At 44.7% G+C, this 23,607-nt stretch carries 19 protein-coding genes; 5 read left to right on the top strand and 14 right to left on the bottom strand.

What is annotated here, in order from left to right:
- Nucleotides 1-12: 12 nt before the first annotated feature.
- The 6 genes from L0659_RS08965 to L0659_RS08940 form a co-directional block, all read right to left on the bottom strand.
- On the bottom strand, nucleotides 13-2,427 hold the full coding sequence (locus tag L0659_RS08965) for an ABC transporter permease (RefSeq protein WP_235125524.1): 2,415 nt from the start codon (nucleotides 2,425-2,427) through the stop codon (nucleotides 13-15).
- Between the two features lie 171 nt (nucleotides 2,428-2,598).
- Nucleotides 2,599-3,150 (bottom strand): hypothetical protein, encoded by a 552-nt coding sequence (locus L0659_RS08960; RefSeq protein ID WP_235125523.1) that lies wholly within the window; start codon nucleotides 3,148-3,150, stop codon nucleotides 2,599-2,601.
- Nucleotides 3,150-3,320 carry a hypothetical protein gene (locus L0659_RS08955; RefSeq protein ID WP_235125522.1) on the bottom strand — a complete coding sequence of 57 codons (171 nt, stop codon included), beginning with the start codon at nucleotides 3,318-3,320 and terminating at the stop codon, nucleotides 3,150-3,152. The genes L0659_RS08960 and L0659_RS08955 overlap by 1 nt, the downstream gene beginning before the upstream one ends.
- A 112-nt stretch (nucleotides 3,321-3,432) precedes the next feature.
- Nucleotides 3,433-5,853 carry an ABC transporter permease gene (locus L0659_RS08950; RefSeq protein ID WP_235125521.1) on the bottom strand — a complete coding sequence of 807 codons (2,421 nt, stop codon included), beginning with the start codon at nucleotides 5,851-5,853 and terminating at the stop codon, nucleotides 3,433-3,435.
- Between the two features lie 23 nt (nucleotides 5,854-5,876).
- The gene (locus L0659_RS08945; RefSeq protein WP_235125520.1) at nucleotides 5,877-8,333 is read right to left on the bottom strand and encodes an ABC transporter permease; all 2,457 of its coding nucleotides are present in this window, start codon (nucleotides 8,331-8,333) and stop codon (nucleotides 5,877-5,879) included.
- Nucleotides 8,334-8,620: 287 nt separating this feature from the next.
- A complete protein-coding gene (locus L0659_RS08940; protein ID WP_235125519.1) occupies nucleotides 8,621-9,031 on the bottom strand; it encodes an ABC transporter permease in 411 nt (136 codons plus the stop codon).
- Between the two features lie 76 nt (nucleotides 9,032-9,107).
- Between L0659_RS08940 and L0659_RS08935 the strand changes: the two genes are divergently transcribed.
- Together L0659_RS08935 and L0659_RS08930 are read left to right on the top strand one after the other, a co-directional pair.
- Nucleotides 9,108-9,356: a hypothetical protein gene (locus L0659_RS08935; RefSeq protein WP_235125518.1), complete on the top strand. Its 249-nt coding sequence runs from the start codon at nucleotides 9,108-9,110 to the stop codon at nucleotides 9,354-9,356.
- Nucleotides 9,349-9,750: a PIN domain-containing protein gene (locus L0659_RS08930; RefSeq protein ID WP_235125516.1), complete on the top strand. Its 402-nt coding sequence runs from the start codon at nucleotides 9,349-9,351 to the stop codon at nucleotides 9,748-9,750. The genes L0659_RS08935 and L0659_RS08930 overlap by 8 nt, the downstream gene beginning before the upstream one ends.
- Before the next feature lie 10 nt (nucleotides 9,751-9,760).
- Here L0659_RS08930 and L0659_RS08925 read toward each other — a convergent pair whose 3' ends face one another.
- The 4 genes from L0659_RS08925 to L0659_RS08910 form a co-directional block, all read right to left on the bottom strand.
- The gene (locus L0659_RS08925) at nucleotides 9,761-12,190 is read right to left on the bottom strand and encodes an ABC transporter permease (RefSeq protein ID WP_235125514.1); all 2,430 of its coding nucleotides are present in this window, start codon (nucleotides 12,188-12,190) and stop codon (nucleotides 9,761-9,763) included.
- Between the two features lie 21 nt (nucleotides 12,191-12,211).
- Entirely contained in the window at nucleotides 12,212-12,640 is a 429-nt protein-coding gene (locus tag L0659_RS08920) for a DUF1129 domain-containing protein (RefSeq protein WP_235125513.1), read from the bottom strand.
- 30 nt (nucleotides 12,641-12,670) lie between these two features.
- Nucleotides 12,671-13,348: an ABC transporter ATP-binding protein gene (locus L0659_RS08915; RefSeq protein ID WP_026632278.1), complete on the bottom strand. Its 678-nt coding sequence runs from the start codon at nucleotides 13,346-13,348 to the stop codon at nucleotides 12,671-12,673.
- 86 nt (nucleotides 13,349-13,434) lie between these two features.
- Nucleotides 13,435-14,682 (bottom strand): efflux RND transporter periplasmic adaptor subunit, encoded by a 1,248-nt coding sequence (locus L0659_RS08910; protein ID WP_235126832.1) that lies wholly within the window; start codon nucleotides 14,680-14,682, stop codon nucleotides 13,435-13,437.
- Nucleotides 14,683-15,043: 361 nt separating this feature from the next.
- On the opposite strand from L0659_RS08910, the gene L0659_RS08905 reads away from it, so the two are divergent.
- Together L0659_RS08905 and L0659_RS08900 are read left to right on the top strand one after the other, a co-directional pair.
- Entirely contained in the window at nucleotides 15,044-16,411 is a 1,368-nt protein-coding gene (locus tag L0659_RS08905) for a sigma-54 dependent transcriptional regulator (RefSeq protein WP_235125512.1), read from the top strand.
- Between the two features lie 63 nt (nucleotides 16,412-16,474).
- On the top strand, nucleotides 16,475-18,424 hold the full coding sequence (locus tag L0659_RS08900) for a glycoside hydrolase family 127 protein (RefSeq protein WP_235125511.1): 1,950 nt from the start codon (nucleotides 16,475-16,477) through the stop codon (nucleotides 18,422-18,424).
- Between the two features lie 43 nt (nucleotides 18,425-18,467).
- Here the strand turns inward: L0659_RS08900 and L0659_RS08895 are convergent, their stop codons facing one another.
- Nucleotides 18,468-19,391: an LEA type 2 family protein gene (locus tag L0659_RS08895; RefSeq protein ID WP_235125510.1), complete on the bottom strand. Its 924-nt coding sequence runs from the start codon at nucleotides 19,389-19,391 to the stop codon at nucleotides 18,468-18,470.
- 253 nt (nucleotides 19,392-19,644) lie between these two features.
- Between L0659_RS08895 and L0659_RS08890 the strand changes: the two genes are divergently transcribed.
- The gene (locus L0659_RS08890) at nucleotides 19,645-20,184 is read left to right on the top strand and encodes a ferritin-like domain-containing protein (RefSeq protein WP_235125509.1); all 540 of its coding nucleotides are present in this window, start codon (nucleotides 19,645-19,647) and stop codon (nucleotides 20,182-20,184) included.
- Nucleotides 20,185-20,265: 81 nt separating this feature from the next.
- On the opposite strand, the gene L0659_RS08885 is transcribed toward L0659_RS08890, so the two are convergent.
- The 3 genes from L0659_RS08885 to L0659_RS08875 form a co-directional block, all read right to left on the bottom strand.
- Entirely contained in the window at nucleotides 20,266-20,766 is a 501-nt protein-coding gene (locus tag L0659_RS08885) for a pyridoxamine 5'-phosphate oxidase family protein (protein ID WP_235125508.1), read from the bottom strand.
- A 66-nt stretch (nucleotides 20,767-20,832) separates the two neighbouring features.
- A complete protein-coding gene (locus tag L0659_RS08880; RefSeq protein ID WP_235125506.1) occupies nucleotides 20,833-21,108 on the bottom strand; it encodes a 2TM domain-containing protein in 276 nt (91 codons plus the stop codon).
- A 161-nt stretch (nucleotides 21,109-21,269) separates the two neighbouring features.
- Nucleotides 21,270-23,588 carry a TonB-dependent receptor gene (locus tag L0659_RS08875; RefSeq protein WP_235125504.1) on the bottom strand — a complete coding sequence of 773 codons (2,319 nt, stop codon included), beginning with the start codon at nucleotides 23,586-23,588 and terminating at the stop codon, nucleotides 21,270-21,272.
- Between the last annotated feature and the right edge of the window lie 19 nt (nucleotides 23,589-23,607).

Genomic DNA, 23,607 nt, shown 5'->3' with positions numbered 1-23,607 from the left:
TGGGGTGAATTGTTACTCGCTTCTTAAAGATGTAACTGGATTCACAAAAGCTGCTTTAATGCTCTGAAAACTTATTGTAACCAGCGCAATAATGACTGCTCCAATGCCTGCAACCACATATAACCAGGCACTGATTTCTACCTGATAAGTAAAATCTTCCAACCAGCCCTTCATAACATACCACGCAATAGGAGACGCAATCACCAACGCGATCACGACCAGTTTAATGAAATCGACCGAAAACAAACTGAAAATATTAAACGCCGACGCCCCTATCGCTTTGCGAATGCCCATTTCCTTGGTACGCGATTCGGCCATAAAAGCAACAACGCCATACAGTCCAAGGCAGCCAATGAAAATGGCGATTCCAGTCAATATTTTAAACAAATCAAATAGTTTAGACTCCTTTTCGTAAAAGCTGTTGAGCGTCTGATCCAGGAATGTGTAGCTGAATAAATAATCGGGGAATGTTGCAGACCATGCCTTTTCGATCCTCTCAATTTGCTTACTATCCGCATTTGCAGCCAGCTTAATGCCTAATGTGCCATAATTGCCGCGCTCGGTGGTAAGTACGCATGGGATAATTTCACGGTGCAGGCTATATGTATTGAAATTTTTAACCACGCCCACGATCGGCAGCTTATACTCCGATCCACCAATGGTAAGCCGCTTCCCGATTGCGTCGGCCGGGTTTTTGAAACCTAACTTTTTTACAAACGCCTCATTAACAACATATTCCCGCATAGTATCTGCGGGCAAATACATGCGACCGGCCACCAGCTTCAAACCATAAGTTCTTACATAAGCCGTATCCGCAGGGCGCATCACAATCTCGTAATCAAGAAACTCAGCATCATTTTCATACTTGAAGCCCGTTTGCCAATTGCTCCTCGACATGGGTGTAAATGCACTAAAACTCATGGATTTAATGCCCGGCTCGTTCACCAATTTGGCATATAAACCTTCCAAAACACCCGGATCCTGATTTGGGATCTGCATACTAATGATCTCATCTTTCTGAAAACCAAGGTCCAGCGTGCGGAAATATTTCATCTGGCTGGAAGCGATCAATGTCCCGATAAGCACAATCTGAGAAATCGTAAACTGCAGCACGATCAACCCGGAACGTAAATTTGCCTGCCCGCTTCCACTAGTCCGCATTTTTCCTTTTAATGCTAGAATTGGCTGATAACCCGACACCACCATTGCGGGATAAAAACCAGCAAGAATGGTCGTAACGATTGTCAGTACAGCCAGGAAAGCCATAACCGAAGCGTCCGTTACAAAAACGACGCCCTCTGCCTTAATGTTCAGAATGTTGGCAACACTTGGGAGCACAACTTGCGCCACAATCAATGCGAGAATAACTGATAGAATGGTAATGACAGCCGTTTCAGAAAAATATTGTCTTAATAACTGCCCCCGCGTGCTGCCCAGTACTTTTCTGACACCTACTTCCCTGGCGCGCCGGAGTGCCTGTGCCGTTGCAAGATTCACGAAGTTTACGCAAGCAGTAATTAAAATAAACAGCCCTACCAAAACCATTGCCCAGATCATCCCTTTGCTGATCGTCCGGCCTGTATAATTGGAAGTTTTTGTATCAAAATGAATGTCGCTGACGGGTTGCAAAATGAACTCTTCCACCGCCGCTTCCTTCGGCTCTCTGTATTTTTTGACAAAAGAAACCAATTCCTCTTCCATTTTTTCTTCACTTACATTTTCCAGCAGCATCATATACATTTGTCCGCCGCCGTAAGTGCTCTGCCAGTCGTCCCAATTCGTAAACGAGCCGTAATCTTTCAGCGAGGCAAACGAGAGCATGGTTGTAAACGGGAAGTTTGTCGTCGCAGGCGGATCCTGGATGATGCCGGTAACAATGAAATTTTTATGGTTTTCAACCCGGATTGTTTTTCCCATCGGATCAGCATTTCCAAAATACTTTTTGGCCTGGCTCTCGGAAAGCACCACAGCGCCCGGATTGTTCAGCGAAGTGGCGGCAGAACCTTTTATCCACTTGTAGTCGAAGAGTTTGAAATATTCGGGATCAATAAATGAAACCGCATTATTTTGTTCAACATGTTTTTTTCGGTTTGGCCCTTCGCCGATCGTAACCAGCGCGCCGCGCAATGCATAGGTGCAGGAAACCTGATTCTTTATTTCCGGAAAATCATTCCGCAAGGCAGCCAAAGCCGGAAGCGGCATTCCTGTATTGTAACCCTTATCCACCTCCCCTTTTGTATGTTTCAGGATACGGTAAACGCGATCAACATGTTTATGCTGCCGATCAAAACTAAGCTCATAGCGGACCGTAAAAAAGATCAGCAAGCAACAAGCCAATCCCAGCGTAAGCCCGGTAATGTTAATCAAAGTATAATTCCAGTTACGCCGTAAATTCCTAAAAGAGGTGATGAGATAGTTCTTGATCATGGCTGTTCAGTTGCATTTATTGGAGAATTCAAATGAAGAGCACTAATTCTTATACCAGGATTTTTGTTTATTGACAATCAGACTTTTACCTCAATAAATCGCAATACTAACGTTCGCTTTCGAACACTTTTGTACGGCTATGAACAGCTTAAAAATTCATACATAGCACGGTTATGCACGTAAATACTTTGCCAAATCATTATTCAACACCCAAAGCGGCATATTTTCTTTGCTTACCTCCTCAACCTCCGCCCCGGTCACTGAAACAAACGATATTGAGGCAAATAGATTGATATTTTGTCTAAGGAGCGGAATTGTATTTTCATACATTTCATCAATGATATCATAGCTTACCAAATGCCCGCCATTCTCGAACCTCGCTTTTGCCCGGATCTTGCATAAATCGACATGATCGGTAAAAAACAAGATCAAATGAATCGCCCGGTTCTTATGTCTAGGCAAGGACAGGGTTTTGAGATAATCATAGTGAGACTGATAGCCGAGATTCAGTTCCAGCTCAAAATCTGCGTGTGCACCTAATCTTTCTTCAATGAATTGGTTTGCTCTGATAGAAGCAACCTGAGAATAATCTGCAAAGCCTCTCTTTTTGTACTGATAAGCTGCCAGATCGTGGTCAACAATTGGGATATGCTTTGGCACAAGCTCCCGGCCGTATGTACTCTTGCCAATTCCGGGAGGGCCAGCAATAAAGTATATATTCATTAAAGGTTTTCAATCCTTCCGTCAGGATATTCAGCCACTGGTGTGCCATCTTTTTTGTAGTAAACCAATGGCTGCCCTATCGAAAAAAGATATTCACGGGCTCTTTCATAAGATTTTTTCTTCCATTCACGGAGCTCCGTAGCGTCCATCTTAGCTGGACGCTTTACCATAATCCCGGTTTTACTAGCTACATCATTCATAAAAAAAACTTACTTAGGCATCTGATACAAAGATAACTTTGACCGAATCAAATTCCTATAAGGAACTCTTATAACCTACAATTCACTCGCTTTTCAGCGATTTTACCGGGTTCATCAGTGCGGCTTTGATGCTTTGGAAACCTACTGTTGCTACGGCGACCATGATGGCTGCCAGGCCTACTAAAACGAAGATTAGTGGATTAATTTCGATGCGGTAGGCGTAATTGTCGAGCCACTTTTGCATGAAGAACCAGGCTAGTGGTGTGGCAATGACAATGGCAATCAGGACCAGTTTTACGAAATCTTTGGATAACACAAAAACCAGACTGCCAATGCTGGCTCCAAGGACTTTGCGGATACCAATCTCTTTGGTGCGTTGCTCCATCACGATTAATGCAACTGCGAACAGGCCCAGGCATGAAAGGATGATCGCTATTGCAGATGCCAGGCTGAAAATTTTGGACAAATGTCCTTCTTCTCTATACCAGGAATTGATATTCTCGTCCACAAATGTTCCGGTAAATTCCGTTTCGGGTGCGACTTCTTTCCAAACACTTTTCAGCTTGTCCATGGCAATGCGGAGGCTCTGCGGTGTAACCCTTATAAAAACATAATTCACTGAGCCTGAACCGCCCAAATGCATCGTGATAGGCTTTTTCTCATTTTTGGAAGAGTATAGATTGAAATCAGGAACCACCCCGATGATCCGATATTTGACACCCGCTGTATCAGTTTGAAAATATTTGCCGACCGCGTCCTTTTCCTGGATCATCTTAGCCATACTTTCCGTAATAATTACCCTGTCGAGCGTGTCACTCGGGAAACCCGGGTTGAATTCCCGACCGGCCAGCAGTTTAATATTCAAAGCTTTCAGATAATCATAATCAATTGACAACCAGTCGGCAGTAATATCCTTTTCTTTATAAGTAAACCCAATTACGCTTCTGGACGTGCTTCTGTCCATACCAACACCAAGGTTAACCGCGCTTCCGCTGATGGCAAGCACATTCGGATCTCCTTCGAGCTCGTTTCGCAGCCTGCGCAGGACTTTATTCCCATTGATCTTGTTGCCAACCGGGATGCTGATCACCTGCTCCTTTTCAAATCCCAGAGGTTGTGTCCTCAAATGATTCACCTGCTGAACAGCAATAATAGTGCTGCAAATCAGCAGGCTAGACAATGTAAACTGGGCAATAATAAGCGAATTCCGAAGCACACCCGGCTTTTTCAATGTCACTTTGCCTTTTAACACTTCTACTGCATTGAACTTGGACATTTGCCACGCCGGATAACCGCCAGCAATCAATGTTACCAGGATAAATAACCCCAGTAGCAGCGCAATTTTGTCTGGTTCCAGCATATAATCCAGGCTAAGCTTGCTTTGGAAAGTTGCATTAAAGCTGGGTAACAACAAGACAGCGAGTACAATGCCAGTTAAAAAGCCCAAAAAACAAATGACGGCCGCTTCTCCCCAAATCTGGAAAAACAGCTGATTTTTTAATGCTCCAAGCGATTTGCGGACACCAACTTCCCTCGCGCGAATAAATGACCTTGCAACATTCAAATTAATAAAATTAATGCAAGCGATCAGCAGAATGAAAAGCCCGATGCCCATCAGCGCATACACCAGCGCAATCGGCGCCGCACCTCCGCCGGACACTCGCGAATCGAAACGGAGCTTTTCCAGATTTTGAATTCTAATCGCAAAAATATCTCCTTTTTCGTCCGGCTTTGCGCCCTGTCTTTTCAACGAGGTAATGTTATCTGCGAAATATTTGGCAGTAAATGGTTTTAGACGCTTTTCAAATGCTGCCTGATCCGCATTAGGTGTTAACTTTAAATAAACCCGGTGCGAATGTGCATCCCATTGCTCCTTCGATTGCCGATATCCCCGGTCGTTCTCAGTCCGCACAAATGCATCGTATTTGATCGTCGAATTTTCAGGAAAATCTTTCAAAACGCCTGTAACCACATATTCCTTGCGATCGGAATCCAGCCCTACCTGCAACGACTTGCCCATCGGATCCTCCTTTCCAAAGATGGCCTTTGCCATGTTTTCGCTGATAACGATGCTGCTCAGATCCCGTAGAGCACTTTCCGTATTGCCTTTAACAAGCGGAAAAGTAAAAGTTTTCAAAAAATCAGGATCGGCGAACATCACCTGTTTATCGAAATATTTCCCCTTGTATTCCAACACATCACTTCCATTCACTAATCTGGTTATGCTTTCTATTTCAGGAAATTCTGCTTTTAGTGCAGGTGTAAGCGGAAATGGCATTGAGCTGGACGCTTGTTCCTTTTCCGGATCATTGGAAATGAAATAAGTCTGATAAATGCGCTCTTTATCTTTATGAAAGTTATCAAACGACAGCTGAAAGTACGCCGTCAAAAACAGAAAAGCGCTCATGCAGAATGCAACAGACAGGCCAACGATATTAATAAAAGCGTAACCCTTGCTTTTCCAAAGGTTACGCATCGCGATTTTAAGATAATTTTTGAACATGGGAATGTCAGCTAATCGTTATTTTATTCGCTTTTCAAAGATTTCACCGGATTGGTCATCGCCGCTTTGATCGCCTGAGTGCTCACCGTGATCATGGCAATCACCACTGCCAATGCGCCTGCCGCTATAAACATCCACCATTGAATGCTGATTTTATAGGCAAAATCCTGCAACCATTGATTCATAATGTACCAGGTTAGCGGTGTTGCAATCAGCATGGATATGATCACCAGTTTGATAAAATCCCCTGAAAGTAACCCCACAATGCTGCCAATAGAAGCGCCCAGAACCTTCCTCACACCAATTTCCTTAATCCGCTGCTGCGCCGCAAAAGCTGCCAGACCGAACAATCCCAAGCAGGAAATAAGAATAGAAATGATGGTAAAGGAATTCACAATTCGCGCCGTACGTGCATCAGCGGCATAATTGCTCTGAAAATCCTGGTCAAGAAATGTATATGAAAATGGTTCACCCGGCAGCAGGGATTTCCATTTGGTTTCCATGAAAGGCAGGACACGGCTTACATCTTTTGTATTGACGTGGGCAATGATGTAATTGTGATCCGCATTTGCGCTCAGAAAAAAGGCATATGGTTCAATGGCCTTGTGCAGATCCTGATAATGAAAATCTTTAACCACACCTACAATTTCCAGCGAACCAATTTGATTTCCATCCATATTAAAGTCCAGATGTTGTCCCACCGCCTTTTCCAGCGGGATCGCAAACTTCCTTAATGTTGCTTCGTTAACCACTATTTTAGAGTTCGTATCACCTGGAAACGATGCTGAGAACATTCTCCCGGCCGCCACTTTGAAGCCCATTGTTTCCATGAAATCCGGCGAAACCCAATTTGTTTTCACCAATCCATCTTCATTCACACTTTGTCCGGGAAGAAAAACGGACATATCACTCGGATTCAGAATGCCCGGATAATAGCTTGTTCCCGACGCAGCCGTGATCTGATTATTTTCAAGCATTTCGTTACGGAGGGCAGTATACGCTTTGCGGGATTCCTCACTTCTGAATGGAATGACAATCTGCTGTTCTTTGGTAAAACCCAATGGTTGCTCCTGCATAAACTTGATCTGTCCCTGAATAACCATCGTCGCCACAACCAGGCCAATCGAGATCACAAACTGGAAAACAACTAACCCTCTCCGCAACGCAGTAGCAGATGCGGAATTGACAAATTTCCCTTTAACAACATCCAGCGGATTAAATACAGACAGATAAAACGCAGGATAACTGCCTGCAAGCAAGCCTGTAATGAATGCCAAAACCACAAATGAAGCAATGATTTCGGGCCTGAACAATTCCGACAAAGACAACGCTTTATCAGCAAGCTGGTTGAAAACAGGAAGGAACAAAACCACAAAAACACACGCAATGATCAGTGCCAGAAATGCGAGCACCATGGATTCAGCCAGAAACTGACCGATCAGGCCACTTTTCCCTGCACCCATCACTTTTCTCATCCCCACTTCTGCGGCGCGCTTTGCCGAGCGGGCAGTTGCGAGGTTCATGAAGTTAATGCAGGCGATCAGTAATGTAAATATGGCTATTGAAGCAAGCACATACAGGTAAGTCGTGCTGGTGGTGCTCGTTACAATTTTATCTATCTTGCTGAAAAGGTGAATGTCCTTCACCGGAAGCAATGCAAGCTTTTTATCAAAACCAGCAATTTTTAAATCTTTACGGGCATATTTATCAATGAATGAAGGAAGTTTCTGACTAAATTTTTCTGCGCTCGTGCCTGGTTTCAGACGCAGATAATGGTAAAACATGTTGTTACTCGTAAAATTCAGATCTGGCTGCCGCAGGTAATCGCCCACCCATCCTGCACGCAGCGAGACAAAATAGTTGGCATCAATGTGCGACTTCTCTCCCTGACTTTTAAAAACGCCAGTTACCCTGAAATTTTCGTTATTCCCTGTTTTACCACCGATTCGGACCGTCTTGTCCAGCGCCGGCCCGCTTCCAAAAATCTTTCGTGCAACTGCCTCCGAAAGCACAACAGCGTGCGCATCATTCAACGACGTTTGCGGATCGCCTTCAACGAATTCATAAGTAAAAACATCAAAAAACGTTGAATCCGCATGAATTCCCTTGATTTCGTAAAATGACCTCTCTCCTTGGCCTGCCTGGTTTACAGTAAAGAGCGACTTGTCTTCCAGAAAATTTTGCCAGAGCCTGGTTACCTGCACCACTTCCGGAAACTCCATTTTCATAGCCTGTGCATATGGTGCCGGGCCGCGCGGGTTATCCATTTTCTCACCACTGGACTGCACATTCTCGCTGCGAAGCAGATAAAGGTCGTCAATGTGTTCGTGATGTTTGTCAAACGAAACCTCGCTTTGAATGTACAGCAGCAGCAACATGCAGCAATTCATCCCAACGGATAGCCCAAACACGTTAATGGCGGAAAAGAGCTTACTTTTAAGCACATTCCGCCAGGCAATTTTTAAATAATTTTTAATCATGGCTAACTTTCCTTAATTAACGTTGATACCCGCAAACGCACCAATATCAGCAGGTGAAGAAGAGGATATTTTATTTTTCATAGCTAAATAGATATTCGGGTCTATTGAATAATTATACCAAAGCGGAAATACAAGACACATCAACCTCAATATCAGAGATTTACATATAAATAAAAACAACAAAAGTGTCCGGTTTCGGACACTTTTGTTCGGTAATGGACTGGTTGGATTTACTTACCCTGCAATCCGGAAAAATAAAATCAAGATATCATTCACTCCGCAACGATTTAGCCGGATCCAGCATGGCCGTTTTCAGGCTTTGGTATCCTACTGTCAGCATGGCTACGGTGATTGCTAATAGTGCTGCATTCCTTGTACGTCCAGCATCTTGCAACCTGCAACTCAAATGGGATCACAGCTCCAAATTGAACCGAAGAATTCTGCGGGCTTTTTTTGGCTACGCCGGATACAACCAGTTTTTCAAAATTATCACCGATTTTCAGCTCCATTGCCAGATTAGTCCGAAAAAGCCGATCCTTATGCTCCTGGAACCGGTCAAAATTGACTTCATCTTTCGTATAAAGCACAATCAGCATGCAACAAGTAAGTCCCAGCGACAAGCCCGCGATATTGATAAAGGAGAAAATCTTATTCCTGGTCAAATTACGGATGGCAATTTTCAGATAGTTCTTGATCATGGCGGATTGACTGGAAATAGTGGCTGATGATTGTGCTTTTTTACTTAACTTTGGTAATACATAAATGCAATTAGCTATGGAACTGATCAGAGAAATCATAGTGCCAACCGGCAATTCCTACACCCTAAATCTGCCCGACGAAATGATCGGAAAGCAGGTTGAGGTTATTGCTTTTGAAATTGACAACGCTTCTCAAAATGCCGATGTTGAGATTATGGCGAGAGAACAAAAAGTCAATCAGATTCGTGAAGTCTTTAAAGATTGCCTTGTTGATCTGAGCAATTTCAAATTTGATCGTGACGAAGCAAACAACTACGATGGCTAAGGTTGCATTAGATACTAACATTTTGATATATCTATATGATGTCTCTGATGAAAAGAAAAGGCACATTAGCAAATCGTTATTAGCAGTTAATCCGGCGATAAGTTCACAGGTGATATCCGAATATCTGAACGTCACCAAACGTCTACATAAATTACCTAAGCTGGAAGTTTTGGAGAAATGCATCAGATTATTGGCATTTTGTGAAATCACCCCTCTAAATGCTAAGACAATGACAAAAGCATTATCTCTACTTAAACAATACGACTTCCAAATGTTCGACAGCATTATTGTTGCGTCAGCGCTGGAAGCCAATTGTACCATCCTTTATTCCGAGGACTTGCAACACAACCAAGTGATCGATAATAGGCTGACCATTATAAACTCCTTTCTTTAACTCTTCCCCCCTACTCGCTCCGCAAGCTCTTTACTGGGTTCATCAATGCGGCTTTAATGCTTTGGAAACTGATGGTGAGTAATGCGATGGTGATGGCGATTGCTCCTGCGGCGAGGAACATCCACCAGGCCAGGTCTACGTGATAGGCAAAATCGTTGAGCCATTGGTTCATTCCAAACCACGCGATAGGAATCCCGATCAGGATGGCGATGATAATGAGTCTTAAAAACTCTTTGGAAAGCAATGTCACAATGTTGGCCACACTGGCACCCAGCACTTTCCGGACGCCAATCTCCTTTGTCCGGCGCTCGGCCGTATAAGCGGATAAACCGAATAATCCAAGACAGCCAATAATAATAGAAATCACTGCAAATGTGACAAAGATCTGCCCTACGCGCTGTTCGCTGCGGTAAACCTGATTGAAATCTTCATCCATAAACCGGTAGTTAAACGGCTGTCCGGGTGCCATCTTTTTCCAGAGTTGCTCAACCTGTCCAACAGTTTGCGTTACATTTCCTCCGTTCAGCTTGAAGACCACGGTTCCGTTGCTTTTGTAAAGTATCAAGCTTAGAGCCCCAATATTTCTCTTCAAAGACTCAAAATGAAAGTTTTTGACGACACCAATGATCGTATAAGTAACTTTTTTGGTCAAAGCAGCATCATCATATCCAAAGATCTTTTTGCCGACTGGAGCAGCATAACCGAGCACTTTTGCTGCGGCCTCATTGATCAGGATCCCAGTTGAATCGGATGGAAATTCTTCCTGAAATGCCCGGCCATTGGCCATTTGAAGGTCCATCGTTTTGACGAAATCGTAGTCAACAGTCCATTTTTGCATGTTGATGCCTTTATCCTGCTGCATTTGACCCACTGGAAAGAATGTGTGATCGGTGCGGGACGAAGGTGTTGGCAGAAAACTTGTTACCGTTCCACTCGCGACATTCGGCATGCGCAGAACCTGTTCTTTAAATGCTTTTACCTGATTATCCAGCGCATAGGCGTCATCAACAATGAGCATCTGATCCTTGTTGAAGCCCAATTTTTTGGTTTGAATGAAATTCAGCTGGCGGTAGATCACGCCTGTGCCAACGATAAGCATTACGGAGATAACAAATTGAAAAACAACGAGTGCATTGCGCAGATAGCCTCCCTTTCCTTGTAACTCCACGCTGTTTTTCAAAACTTTTAATGGTTTGAAGGCAGAGAGAAAAAATGCAGGATAACTGCCTGCCAGAACGCCAACAACACCGCCAGTTATCAGCAATGCTACCCAAAACCAAACATTCTGAATAGGGAAATTGACCTGCTTACCTGCCAGGTCATTAAAAAACGGAAGCGCCAGATAGGCCAGGATGACAGCTAATGCAAGGGAGAAAAAGCTCAGCATCAGCGATTCGGTGAGAAACTGGCTTACGAGTGACGAACGCTCCGATCCCAATGCTTTCCGGACACCAACCTCTTTTGCCCGGTTGGAAGACCGCGCTGTGGCCAGGTTCATGAAGTTTACGCAGGCAATTGTCAGCAGGAATAAAGCGACAACCCCAAAAATATATACGTACTGCACATTCCCATTCGCATTGATCTCGGCCTTACGGTCGGAATGCAGGTGGATTTTGGTCAGCGGCATTAATGTATAACTTAAAGAACTTCCTGATTTGCGAATTTCTTCCAGCGATGAACCCAAAAAGCTGACGAGCCACTTAGACGTATATTTTTGCAGGACCGTTTCAAAATTGCGCTCAAATTGTTTCGGATCAACGCCCTCTTTAAGCAATAAATAAGTGTTAAAATTATGGCTTCCCCAACCATCCATGCGGCTTTCGTCATTGGAACTCATCGAAAGCAACATATTTACCCCGCGCAAATGTGACTGCGTGGGAATGTCCTGCATGACGCCGGTGATCGTGTATGTATCCGCGTTATCCAGGATCAGCGCTTTGCCCATAGCATTTCCACTCCCAAAAAACTTTGCTGCGTCGCTGGCCGAAATAACAACTGTGTAAGGAGCTTTGAGCGCTTTTTCCGGATCGCCCATTAATAAAGGAACCGAGAACACTTTGAAAAAAGTGGAATCGGCATAAACGACGTGATCTTCTTTGAGATTTTCAGCGAGTTCGGCACGGCGTACAAGCAGGCTGCCGGTATCCCGCAACCTGACAACCTGTTCTATTTGCGGATAATCCTTTTTTAATGTAAAAGCAAGCGGATCGGGTGCCACCGCAAGCGACATGTCTGCGCCGCCAAAACGGATATCTGCATTGACCCTGTGAATGCGATCGGCATGGTCGAAAGACCTGTCGTAACTCAGTTCATCAATCACATACAGCGTGATCAACAAGCAGCTTGCCAATCCCAAAGCGAGGCCGAAGACATTCAGGAACGAATAAAACTTATGCTTGCGCAGGTTCCGCCAGGCGATCTTAATGTAGTTTTCCAGCATGTAATTTGGAGTAAAAGATTGTCAAATGCCTCTTCCCGGCAATTCTATTTCGATCTCGAAATCATCAATAATATCCTGACGCTCTTCCTCGGATTTGTCCGCAGCATTTACAGTCTTTTCGTAAATGAACTCTTCATTCCTTTTGTTAAACTTATATTTCAGAAACAGCTCGCCGGATTCAGAGTTATATCTTACCAGTTTGGTAACACCATTTTCGGCATGAATTGTCGAGGTTTTCTCCTGATGATCGTCCGAAAACCAGATGTGGCCCCGGGCGTCACTGGAAGAGTAAATGACCGGTTCAAGTGGCTCCACCGGTGTTGGTGGAGCGGGAGGCCTCACCACTACTTTGCCATCATTATCATCGTTGCACTTGCTCAGCTGATTTTTCTTCTGGGCAATGGCCAGCGTACTGACACCGGCAAGTAAAATGGTAAGGAGTTGTTTCATGGTCAGGTTTGGTAATTGGCTTCGGTTGTTCTAAACGTGCACTTTTTCCGTCACGATCTTTCCATCGAAAAGGTTGACGATCCGGTGCGCGAACCCGGCATCGTATGGGGAGTGCGTTACCATCAGAATGGTAGTTCCTGCTGCATTAAGCTGGCTCAACAGGTTCATTACTTCTTCCCCGTTTTTAGAGTCGAGGTTACCCGTAGGCTCATCCGCAAGTATTGTTTTTGGTGTGGCTACAACGGCTCGCGCGATGGCAGTTCTTTGCTGCTGTCCCCCGGAAAGTTGCTGTGGAAAGTGATTGCGGCGGTGCATCATGTTCATGCGCGTTAATGCTGCTTCTACTTTCTCTTTACGTTCGGCAGGAGGTGTTTTTAAATAAAGCAATGGAAGCTCAACGTTCTCATAAACAGTCAGTTCGTCGATCAGGTTAAAACTTTGGAATACAAATCCAATGTTACCTTTCCGGATCTGCGCACGCTGTCTTTCCGACATTTTGGCTACTTCCGTCCCGTAAAATTCATAAGATCCTTCACTAGGGTTGTCCAGCAGACCAAGAATGTTCAGTAATGTAGATTTTCCACAACCGGATGGTCCCATGATAGCGACAAACTCGCCGTCTTTTACATCCATGTCAATGCCGTTCAGGGCGGTGGTTTCTACTTCCTCGGTAGAGAAGATCTTATGAAGGTTGCTAATTTTAATCATTGGGTTTTCTTTGGCTAACGGCTTTCAGCTGAGGGCTATGGGCCAGTTTATGATTGATTAAATTGATTACTGATAGAGTCTGATTCTTAAAATTCCAGCACTTCATTGTCTCCAAAGTTCTCGTATGAGCTGGTGATCACTTTTTCACCCGGCTGCAAACCTTCCAGAACTTCGAAATATTCAGGGTTTTTGCGGCCCAGTGTGATTTTGCGTTTCGAGGCACGCTTGCCATCGTCGCCCACCACATATACCCAGTTTCCACCGGTTTCGGAGAAGAATCCACCCACTGGAAGCAATGTTGCTTGTGAAGGTTGTCCAAGTTGCAGGCGGATCGGAGCAGACTGGCCTCTTTTGATCAGTTCAGGAGCACCTTTGTCAAACTGCATATCCACTTCAAATCTTCCGCTCAGAACCTCAGGATATATTTTGATGATCTTCAATCCGTAATCTTTTCCATTAAATTCCATAGAACCCATTAAACCTGCAAAGATCCTCGAAATGTAATGTTCGTCCACGCTTACCCGCATTTTGAAACCATTCAAGTCATCAATTTGTCCGATGTTCTGGCCCTGGTTAATGTTGGATCCCACTTCCACATTCATAGAAGAAAGCAAGCCGGAAACGGGCGCCTTAACAGAAAGGTTTTCAAGTGTTTGTCTCCAAAGGTTCACGTTTTTCTGTGTGCTGGCCAATGTTCCTTCCAGCTGTGTGATCTGCATTTTAGAGTTTTCTTCCTGGTATTTCTGAGATTCAACTTCGATATCGCGCTGCTTGGAAAGCCTTTCGAACTCCCTCTTAGTTTTCAGATAATCCGCATCAGGGATCACCTTATCCTTGTAAAGCTTGGTGTTACGGTCATGCGCATCCTTGGCCTGATCGATCTGAAAGTCAAGTTCACTTAATGTTTTTTGCAGGTTAAATCTCGCAATACGCAAGCTCTGACGTGTATTTTGAAGATCATTCACCAGCCGGCTCGCTTCCGTTTCAGATTGCAGGAAGCTCAGTTTCAGGTTTTGATTTTCCAGCCTTAAAAGCACATCGCCTTGTTTGACCATATTACCGCCTTCAATGAGTTTCTCGGTAACATAACCGCCTACTATCGCATCCAATTGAATGGTTTTCAATGGCTGCACAACCCCGGTAACAACGATAAATTCATCGAATTTGCCTTGTTTAACAGTTGACACCGTCAGTTTATCCTGCTCAACATTCAGTTTGCTGCGTTTATCTGCGAAGAAAAATTGGTACACCAAAAATGCGATCAGCAGCGTGCTTCCGGCGATTATACCAATGCGTTGTGTGTTCCAAAATTTCTTTGGTTTGATTTTATCCATTGTCGAACCCCCGGTGAAACCGTTGTTACTGGTGCTGGATGAGTTAGGTGTTTTGACTTCCATTATATTGTTGGTGATTGGATTCGCTGTTAAACTTTGATCTATTCTATCCAATCCCTATGCCAAACGAGGCTATGCCCTACAAACAATTAAATATCAATACTTTAAGCTTATTTAAAACCATTTTGAATGTCCGATAACGGACAATTTTGTTCGGGTGCGGACAAGCCTTTTTTGAGCTTATAAGGGTAAAATACTGACTTTTTAGCTTGTTATAAAATTAAATTTCAAATTGCATCTGCTATCTTTCCAAACAATTGCCAATACAGGGATTTAGCCCTTAGCAACCCCAAAACCAGCCATGCAACTCTCCGAAGCAAAAATCCTGATCATCGATGACGATGTCGACGTACTAAGTGCGGCTAAACTCCTTTTGAAGCGCCATGCCAAAACGGTCGACATTGAAAAAAACCCGCAAAAACTGCCTTTCCTCGTCACCAACGGCGATTATAACCTGATCCTGCTGGACATGAACTTTACCCGCGACGTGAACAGCGGCCGCGAAGGTTTTCATTGGCTGGACCGTATTCTGGACATCAAGCCGGCTTCCAAAGTGATCATGATCACGGCGTATGGAGACATTGAAATGGCCATTCGCGCGATTAAAGCTGGTGCAACGGATTTTGTACTGAAACCCTGGGAAAACGATAAGCTGCTGGCAACAATAAGCGGTGCCATTGAGGGCGGCAATGAGAAAGTACAGGTCGTTGCGGAGGAAAAAGCGAAGGACGACGGCAAGAAAAGTAAATCGACCGGCGAAGCGATTGTGGCGTCCAGCGATTCGATGAAACAAGTGCTGGGAACTGCCGAACGCGTTGCAGCCACAGACGCTAATGTGCTGATCCTGGGCGAGAACGGGACGGGTAAAACCCAATTAGCCAAGCATATACATCAGCATTCAAAGCGTGCGGATAAGCCTTTCGTGGTTGTGGATCTGGGCGCGTTAAGTGAGAGTTTGTTTGAAAGCGAGCTTTTTGGTCACGTTAAGGGCGCATTTACGGATGCGAAAGAAGACCGTGCGGGCCGATTTGAAGAGGCAAAGGGCGGGACTATTTTTCTGGATGAGATCGGAAACCTTACACTGGCGTTACAAGCCAAGTTGCTGACGGTGATTCAGGAAAGGCGCGTTACACGCGTAGGATCAAATAAACCCATTGCATTGGACGTGCGGCTGCTATGCGCTACAAATATGAACATTGAAAAAATGGTGACTGAAAAAACCTTCCGCCAGGATTTGTTATACAGGATCAACACTATTGAGCTCGACCTGCCGCCATTGCGCGAACGCCCGGAAGACATCAGCGCTCTTGCCGAATATTATCTCAAACAATACGGCAAAAAATACAATCGCCCGGTTAATGACATCAGCAGCGCATTGATCAAGAAAATGCAGCAGTACAACTGGCCGGGAAACATCCGCGAATTACAGCACGCCATTGAACGCGCCGTGATCCTTTCACAGGAAAAAACATTGCAGCCCGACGACCTTTTCCTGAAAAGCTCCGGCGGAACACCGACCACTGCAACCGGCTTTGATCTGGAAGATATGGAGAAGACTTTAATCGTGAAGGCGATGAAACGTTTTAACGGAAATATTACAGATGCAGCGCGTGAGCTCGGCCTCAGTCGTGCAGCACTTTACCGGAGAATGGAGAAGTACGGCCTTTAATTGGCATGTTTTTTGGGTCATATCGAATAAAGTTTCTCAGGTTAATCTCAATTTATTCATATAATGACCAAATATTTCTCGCTGTTGTCGCTGCTCTTTTGTTGCCAATTGTCATTTGCACAGAACAACAAAATCAATGCTGTTCCGCTTAAAAATGTAAAAACCAAACAGGGTTTCTGGCACACACGTGTGGAAGCCGCGCGTGAAGTAACTGTTCCGCATGCTTTGCAACAATGTGAAGAATCGGGCAGGATCGACAATTTTGCGGTCGCTGGCGGGCTTAAAAAAGGAAAGTTTGAAGGTGTCCGCTTTAATGATTCAGATGTTTTTAAAGTGGTGGAAGGCGCCGCTTATGTGCTGCAAAATCAGTATCATCCCAAGTTAGACCATTATCTGGACAGCCTCATTACACTTTTTGCAGCCGCACAGGAGCCGGACGGCTATTTATATACAATCCGAACCATTAACAAAGACACAACCGGTTCCTACGACTGGATCGCCGGCCCTTATCGTTACGGTTTTGAAAACGGCAGCCACGAGCTCTACAATGTGGGGCACCTTTATGAAGCGGCCATTGCCCATTACGAAGCCACCGGCAAGAAAACGCTCCTTGATGTTGCTACCAAGAATGCAGATCATCTTGTCAAAACTTTTGGCACAAAACCCGGACAATTGGTGGTCGTTCCCGGTCATCAGGAGATTGAAATCGCATTGATCAAACTTTACCGAACAACAGGCAAAAAAGAATATCTCGACCTTTCGAAATTCTTTATCGACATGCGCGGGCGATCAGACAAGCGCGCATTGTATTTGGATGAGCACAAACTTGGCCCCGCATATTTCCAGGATCAGGTGCCATTCGTGAAACAAAAAGAGGCGGTTGGTCATGCCGTTCGTGCGCAATATTTATATACTGCGGTTGCAGATATGCTCACCATTGAAGACGAGCCCGAACATAGCCATGCCATTCACACCATATGGGACGACGCCACGGAGAAAAAGCAATATGTAACCGGTGGCGTAGGTGCCCGCGAAGACGGCGAAGCTTTTGATAAACCTTACATTTTACCGAATGATAATGCGTATGCCGAGACTTGCGCAGCAATCGCAAACATGCTCTGGAACCACAAAATGTATTTATACACAGGCGAATCCAAGTATATGGATGTATTTGAACGCGTGCTTTACAACGGGTTTTTGGGTGGAATGTCAGTGAAGGGAGATAAGTTTTTTTATGTCAATCCAATGGCTTCCAATGGTGTGAATGATTTCAACAAAGGCTCGGGCGCTGAAAGACAGTCGTGGTTCGGGACTGCTTGCTGCCCTACAAATGTATCGCGATTTCTGCCTTCAATGCCTTCTTACATTTATGCCACAAAAGGCAATGAGCTGATCGTGAATCTTTTCGCTGACAATGAAGCGACATTATCAGTAAATAAAAATACTGTAAAACTCGCTCAGCAAACCAATTATCCCTGGGATGGGAATGTCAAAATATTAGTCGATCCTGAAAAAGCTGGGAATTTCACTTTGTCGGTGCGGATTCCGGGCTGGGCAACGGGTGAGGCCATTCCGGGTAATTTGTATGCATATACCAATAAAGATTCAAAGCCGGTAACATTGCGGGTAAATGGCAAAAACATGCCTGCAACGATTGAAAAAGGCTACTTGAAGCTTGCCCGGAATTGGAAGAAAGGCGATCAGGTGGAGCTGGCTTTGGAGATGCCGGTCAGGAAGATCATTTCCAATGAAAACATCACTGCTAATAAGGATAAGATTGCCATCGAGCGCGGCCCTGTTTTGTATTGCGCAGAAGGACACGATAATAACGGAAAAGCGCTGAACATCCCCATTTCTGAAAGCCAGAACTTCGCTGCCAGTTACCAGCAAAGTTTGCTGGGCGGCATTAATGTCCTTAAATCAGAAACCGGTAATGTGACGCTTATTCCCTATTACGCCTGGGCGAACAGGGGCCAGAATGAAATGGTGATCTGGTTCAATAAGGCCCAGTAGCAAGCCCATTTTATCAGCCTTTCGGAGTTTGAACTTGAATGTTTTACTTCGAAAGGTTTTTTTGTACGGTTTCCAGATCCTTCAATGTTCCGTTGACGATAATATTCACGTTGCTGTTTTTGAACATTTCGTTTTCCGAAACCAGCTTACTTTTGAAATACAAAACAAAAGGCAGCTCCTTCCCTTTCGTAACCAGTTGCCCGGCCGCTTTCAGCACTTTGCCCATATCAATCGCCAAAGGAATTTCATAAATCTCGCTGCTCTTCCCTTTTACTTTGGTAACGCCTTTTACGCTGCCTTCTGCAAGCCTGTCCTGCTTACCCAGGCCAACGACATATGCTGGATTTTCGAACTGAACGGGAAAAGGATTTTGATTGGAGAATTTCAGTTTCAACACAATTTCCGACTTGCCCAAACTGAATTTTTTCATATCATAATCTACAATCTCAACCTTAGGAAGCCTGTATAGCGGCAGCCGTTTGTCCATGTCTAATACAATGCTGTCTTTTCCTAAAATAGGCTTTTTCAAATGGAAATGCCCCTCGAAATGATAGTCCGCACTATCTTCACCCGCAGCGTTTTCTGAATCCCCTTCTTTTTTCAGTTTAGCGATTTTCAATTTTGCAGGGAGGGTTATCACTGTGCTGTCCCGGGGATTGATCGTCAGCGGATTTGCATATTCATCCTCGACAATGGTCACTCCGTTCATCTTCACAAAATAATTAAAGCGCTCTACATCAACGCCTACGGGCAGCGGATTATCCACCAGAAGTTTCAGCGAAAGGTCAATGGTGCTATCTGTAATGTTGCTGATCTGGCCTATGCCCATTTCAACGCGCGGTTTGAGCCCGGAGACAGGATTAGCATTGTCATTTTTGTATTTTTTGAAAAGAAACCATCCTAGTAAGCCGCATGTAATAACGACAAATAAGATGAGCACGATTTTGAGCGGGCGAGTGGACTGCATAGATAAATGAGGGTTGAAATGAAAATGTGCTTGACTCAAAAATCATTCCAAAAAACATCCTGCTCATATAAACATGAGATGCGAACTTCCCCAAAACTGGATTTTACACAGTTATATGTGTATTTAAGTCTTCATGAAAACAGGACGGCCTGCAATGCTGGGCTATAATGTTGCTGGTACGGTTTTTAGTAATGGTGGGGGCTAGGATGATATCAGATCCTTCACATAGAACAAACTATTAAAACTAAGAATCATGAAAGCGACTAAAAGTAAACTTGTTAACAAAATTACAGGAACAGACAGCGAAAAACTGAAAGAACTATTTGTAGACGGCCTGAAAGACATTTATTGGGCAGAAAAACATCTTGCAAAAGCATTGACGAAAATGTCCAAAAATGCAACTTCGGAAGAACTGAAAGCTGCTTTTGAACAACATACAACAGAAACGGAGGAACACGCAGCCAGATTGGAAGAAGTTTTTGGTCTGATCGGCGAAAAAGCACAAGCCAAAAAATGTGCTGCCATGGAAGGACTTATTGAAGAGGCAGAAGAAATTATCAGCAGCACCGATAAAGGAACAATGGTTCGCGACTGCGGATTGATCATGGCTGCCCAAAAAGTAGAGCATTACGAAATCGCATCTTACGGAACATTAAGAAATATCGCCAGAACATTGGGTCACAGTGATGTAGCAGATTTGTTGCAACAAACACTTGATCAGGAAGGCGAAACAGATCACAAATTAACAGAACTGGCTGAGACATACGTGAACGAAGAAGCCAGCGCTGAATAAGTTATTACACTTCATCATCAGATTGAAAATAAAAAAGGTTGACCAAATGGTCAACCTTTTTTACGGGATTTAGGGGAAAACTTATGCTAAATCCAATTTCCCATGATCGCCACCATCCGGCGTAGTGCCGGTCAGGACGGCTTTCACCATAGAAAAGAAAACCACCATTTTCGACGACGTTGCATCCCAATAAGCGGCTTCCCCGGTTGTTACTTTTAACAGGACCAGGTTCGGATCTTCCTTGCCTGCCGGAAACCATGCTTTCGACATTGGATTCCATAACTCTTCTTTTTTCGCCTCATCTTCAACAATCTCCGCTTTTCCGGAAACGCTGATGTAGGTGTTATTTTTTGGCTCGGAATAAATTAGTGTAACCGGCTCGCCTGGATGTGAACCGTCTCCGATGTCCGTATTTCTACTCGTAAAAAACCACACATTACCATCTTCATCAATTTGCTGCGTAGTCATAGGCCGCGATTCGATTTTTTCATTCGCATATGTGGTGTACATGCAAAACCGGATATCCTCGGCCAGTGATTTCAATTTTTTTATCGCTTCTGTATTTTGAAGGTCCTTTTCCATAGTTGTTTTGTTTTAATCTAAGATCTTATTCATCCGGGATTGTAAAACAACTATTCCAAGGCCTGTTCAGCCACGCATTAATTTCTCGTATTCCCGCTCGGCCAATTCCTTTTCGCCCAAATTTCCGTACGCAGTAATGTAATGCGAAGCTATGCCAATTCCCCATCCTATCATTGGAAATACAGGCCATGGCAAATGACCATTGCCGAAATGCGGAAAAGCAGTAACAGCCCATAGCAGCCACAAACCTGCATTAATCACCAGGTAAGTGCTCAGGTGAACCTTGAATGACGCTCTCTTCTTCGCTTTTTTCCAGATAAATTCATTACGCGGCGTTTCCATTTTTGTATCGGTTTATAAGTATGGTTATGCTTCAATCAATTGTTTTTGAATTGATATAACCAAATTACACGACCGCCATCCTTGCCAGAAACGAATGCAGACGGACTTAACTATTTTCACGATGAAGAAACAGATTACACAGATGAAATGTCCGCTGGTTTTCAGAATTCCAAACGATAGTTCAACACCGGGATCAGCCCGGTCTGCGTTGTGTTCCTTATTGCTTTATGAGTAGGGTCGTAGGTTTGATCATATGCATTCAAACGATTGGTCACATTCTGGATGTCAAGAGAGATCGTTGATGCCGTGCGTTTTTTGTTTTTTGTATAACTTACCCGAAGGTCTGAGCGGAAATAGTGTGGCAATTGTGCCGAATAGGCTTTTGTCCAGTCGCGCTCTGTTCTTCCTGTTTCGTTTGATTTTTCAAGATCAATGGGTGTTACCCGGTTTCCTCCCGAAGCAAGCAACTTAATGTTGGCTGCGAACACATTGGTTTTGTTTTTACCCACTTTCCATTCTTTCCCAGCCAGAATATTCTGAACAAACCGGCCATTAAACCTGCTGTCGCGCTCAATGCCGTCGCGGCCGGTGAATTTGGCCTGATATAATGATGTGGTGCTCATCAGGTAAATGCCGCCGGTAAGCGATTTTTCAACTGTAAGTTCCACGCCATAGCTGCGTCCGGTCCCGTCGCTTGCCAGGGAATCATTGGTAAAACCGCTGATCTCATTAATTTGTGAATTATGCAGCAGATATGGTTTGGCTGTATTCGGCGAACCGATCGGCACGTGGTAATGATGCTGGTAATACGCTTCGGTCAGAATGCGCCAGCTGCTGGTTGGGCGGAATTCATAACCCGCCACAAAATGCGCCGATTTCATTAGTTTAAGATCCTTATTGGCGGCGGCCGTTTTTCCGCTCTCTGCATTAACCTGGGCGAAATAGGTGGAAATGGATTCAGTCTTGCTGTGCAACCCTGCCCCGAAACTGACGGTCGACTTGGATGCCACAGCCCATTTCAAGCCTAATCGCGGTTCGAGAGAAAACTGGTTATTAAGCCCCAATAACATCCCGTGAACGCCCGCATTGATCGTAACTGTTGGCGATATACGCGATTTAAGCTGACCATATGCCTGATAAAGCTGAGTGCTGCCCTTTTGATCCAGAAGAGTACGAAAAGGACCATTTTCATTGTTGCGGTCGAAAAGGTTGAAATCCAAATGGTTGATAATAAACCCGCCCCGTAAAGTGTTTCTTGCATTCATTTTGTAGTTCAGCAGGGAAGAAATTCGCAGTGTTTGGTTAATGAAGCTTTGCTGATACGAAACCTGCTTACCAAGGTTATCCGAGTCATCTGTAACCTTGGTGCCGGCGTATGAAATGATGCTTTCGACGTAAGCTTTGTTACTGATGTAGCGCAGGTAATTGATCCCTAAAATGCCCCTATTCGATGTAAAAACCTCTTTTTCCTGGTTTGTATTCTCTTTGGAAGTGCTGATCCCGCCAATGCCCCACACCGTTACCACCGACCGATCATCCGAAGGGACGTGGATTTTAAAAGCGCCATCCTGGAAATCCGTGGATGCATCGCCCTGAATGTTCAATCCCAACTTGTCGAGCACTGATAATGTGGAATAGCGATAATTGGCCAGGTAGGAAGCGCCGCCTTTCGCTCCAATGGGACCTTCTGCCGCAAAATCAAGACCCAAAACGCCGGCTTGCAGGGCATACTCACGCTTTTCATTATTTCCGTTTCGTAATTTCAGGTCAAAAACCCCGGAAGTTGCATTGCCATATTCAGCCGGGAAAGCGCCGGTCAGGAAATCAGAATTACCCAGCACATTGGCACTTAATGCACTGATCCCGCCTCCGCTCGACCCTTCTTCACCGAAATGGTTGGGGTTGGGAATTTCCACGCCTTCCATTCTCCATAACATTCCTTTCGGGCTGTTACCACGGATAATGATCTGATTACCACCATCATCATTGGTTGCCACACCGGCAAAGGACAAGGCCATCCGCGCCGGATCATTTACGGAAGCTGCGAATCTTTTGGTTTGGTCCACCGTGAATGAACGTCCGCTCACGCTCACCATATCATTCAGCGGAGCGCCGTTTTCCTTCTGCGCCTTCACCACCACTTCATCCAGCGACTTGAATGATTCCGTCAGTTTGATCGTCAGTTCCACTTCCTTACCCGACCCGACACCAATTTCCTGCAAGAACGCGTCGTCATAACCAATGCTTGTAATTTTAATAGCATGCCGTCCAACCGGCACATTCTCAATGCGGAATGAGCCTTCTGCATCCGTGGCGCCGCCCATAATGGGGTTAAGCGTAGTAATAATGACATTGGCACCAATCACAGGCTGCCGCGACTCAGCATCAATAACATGGCCTTTCACAAGTTGAGCCGGTTGCTGGGCATAAGCCAGCGAAAAGACCGCCATCGCGATCAGCGAAAGAATAAAATTTTTCATAGCTAATAGTTTTCCTTCC

Source organism: Dyadobacter sp. CY347, assembly GCF_021502655.1.
Classification (GTDB): Bacteria; Bacteroidota; Bacteroidia; order Cytophagales; family Spirosomataceae; genus Dyadobacter.
Note: the sequence above shows the minus strand (reverse complement) of the source record. Positions and strands in the feature narration are given on the sequence as shown.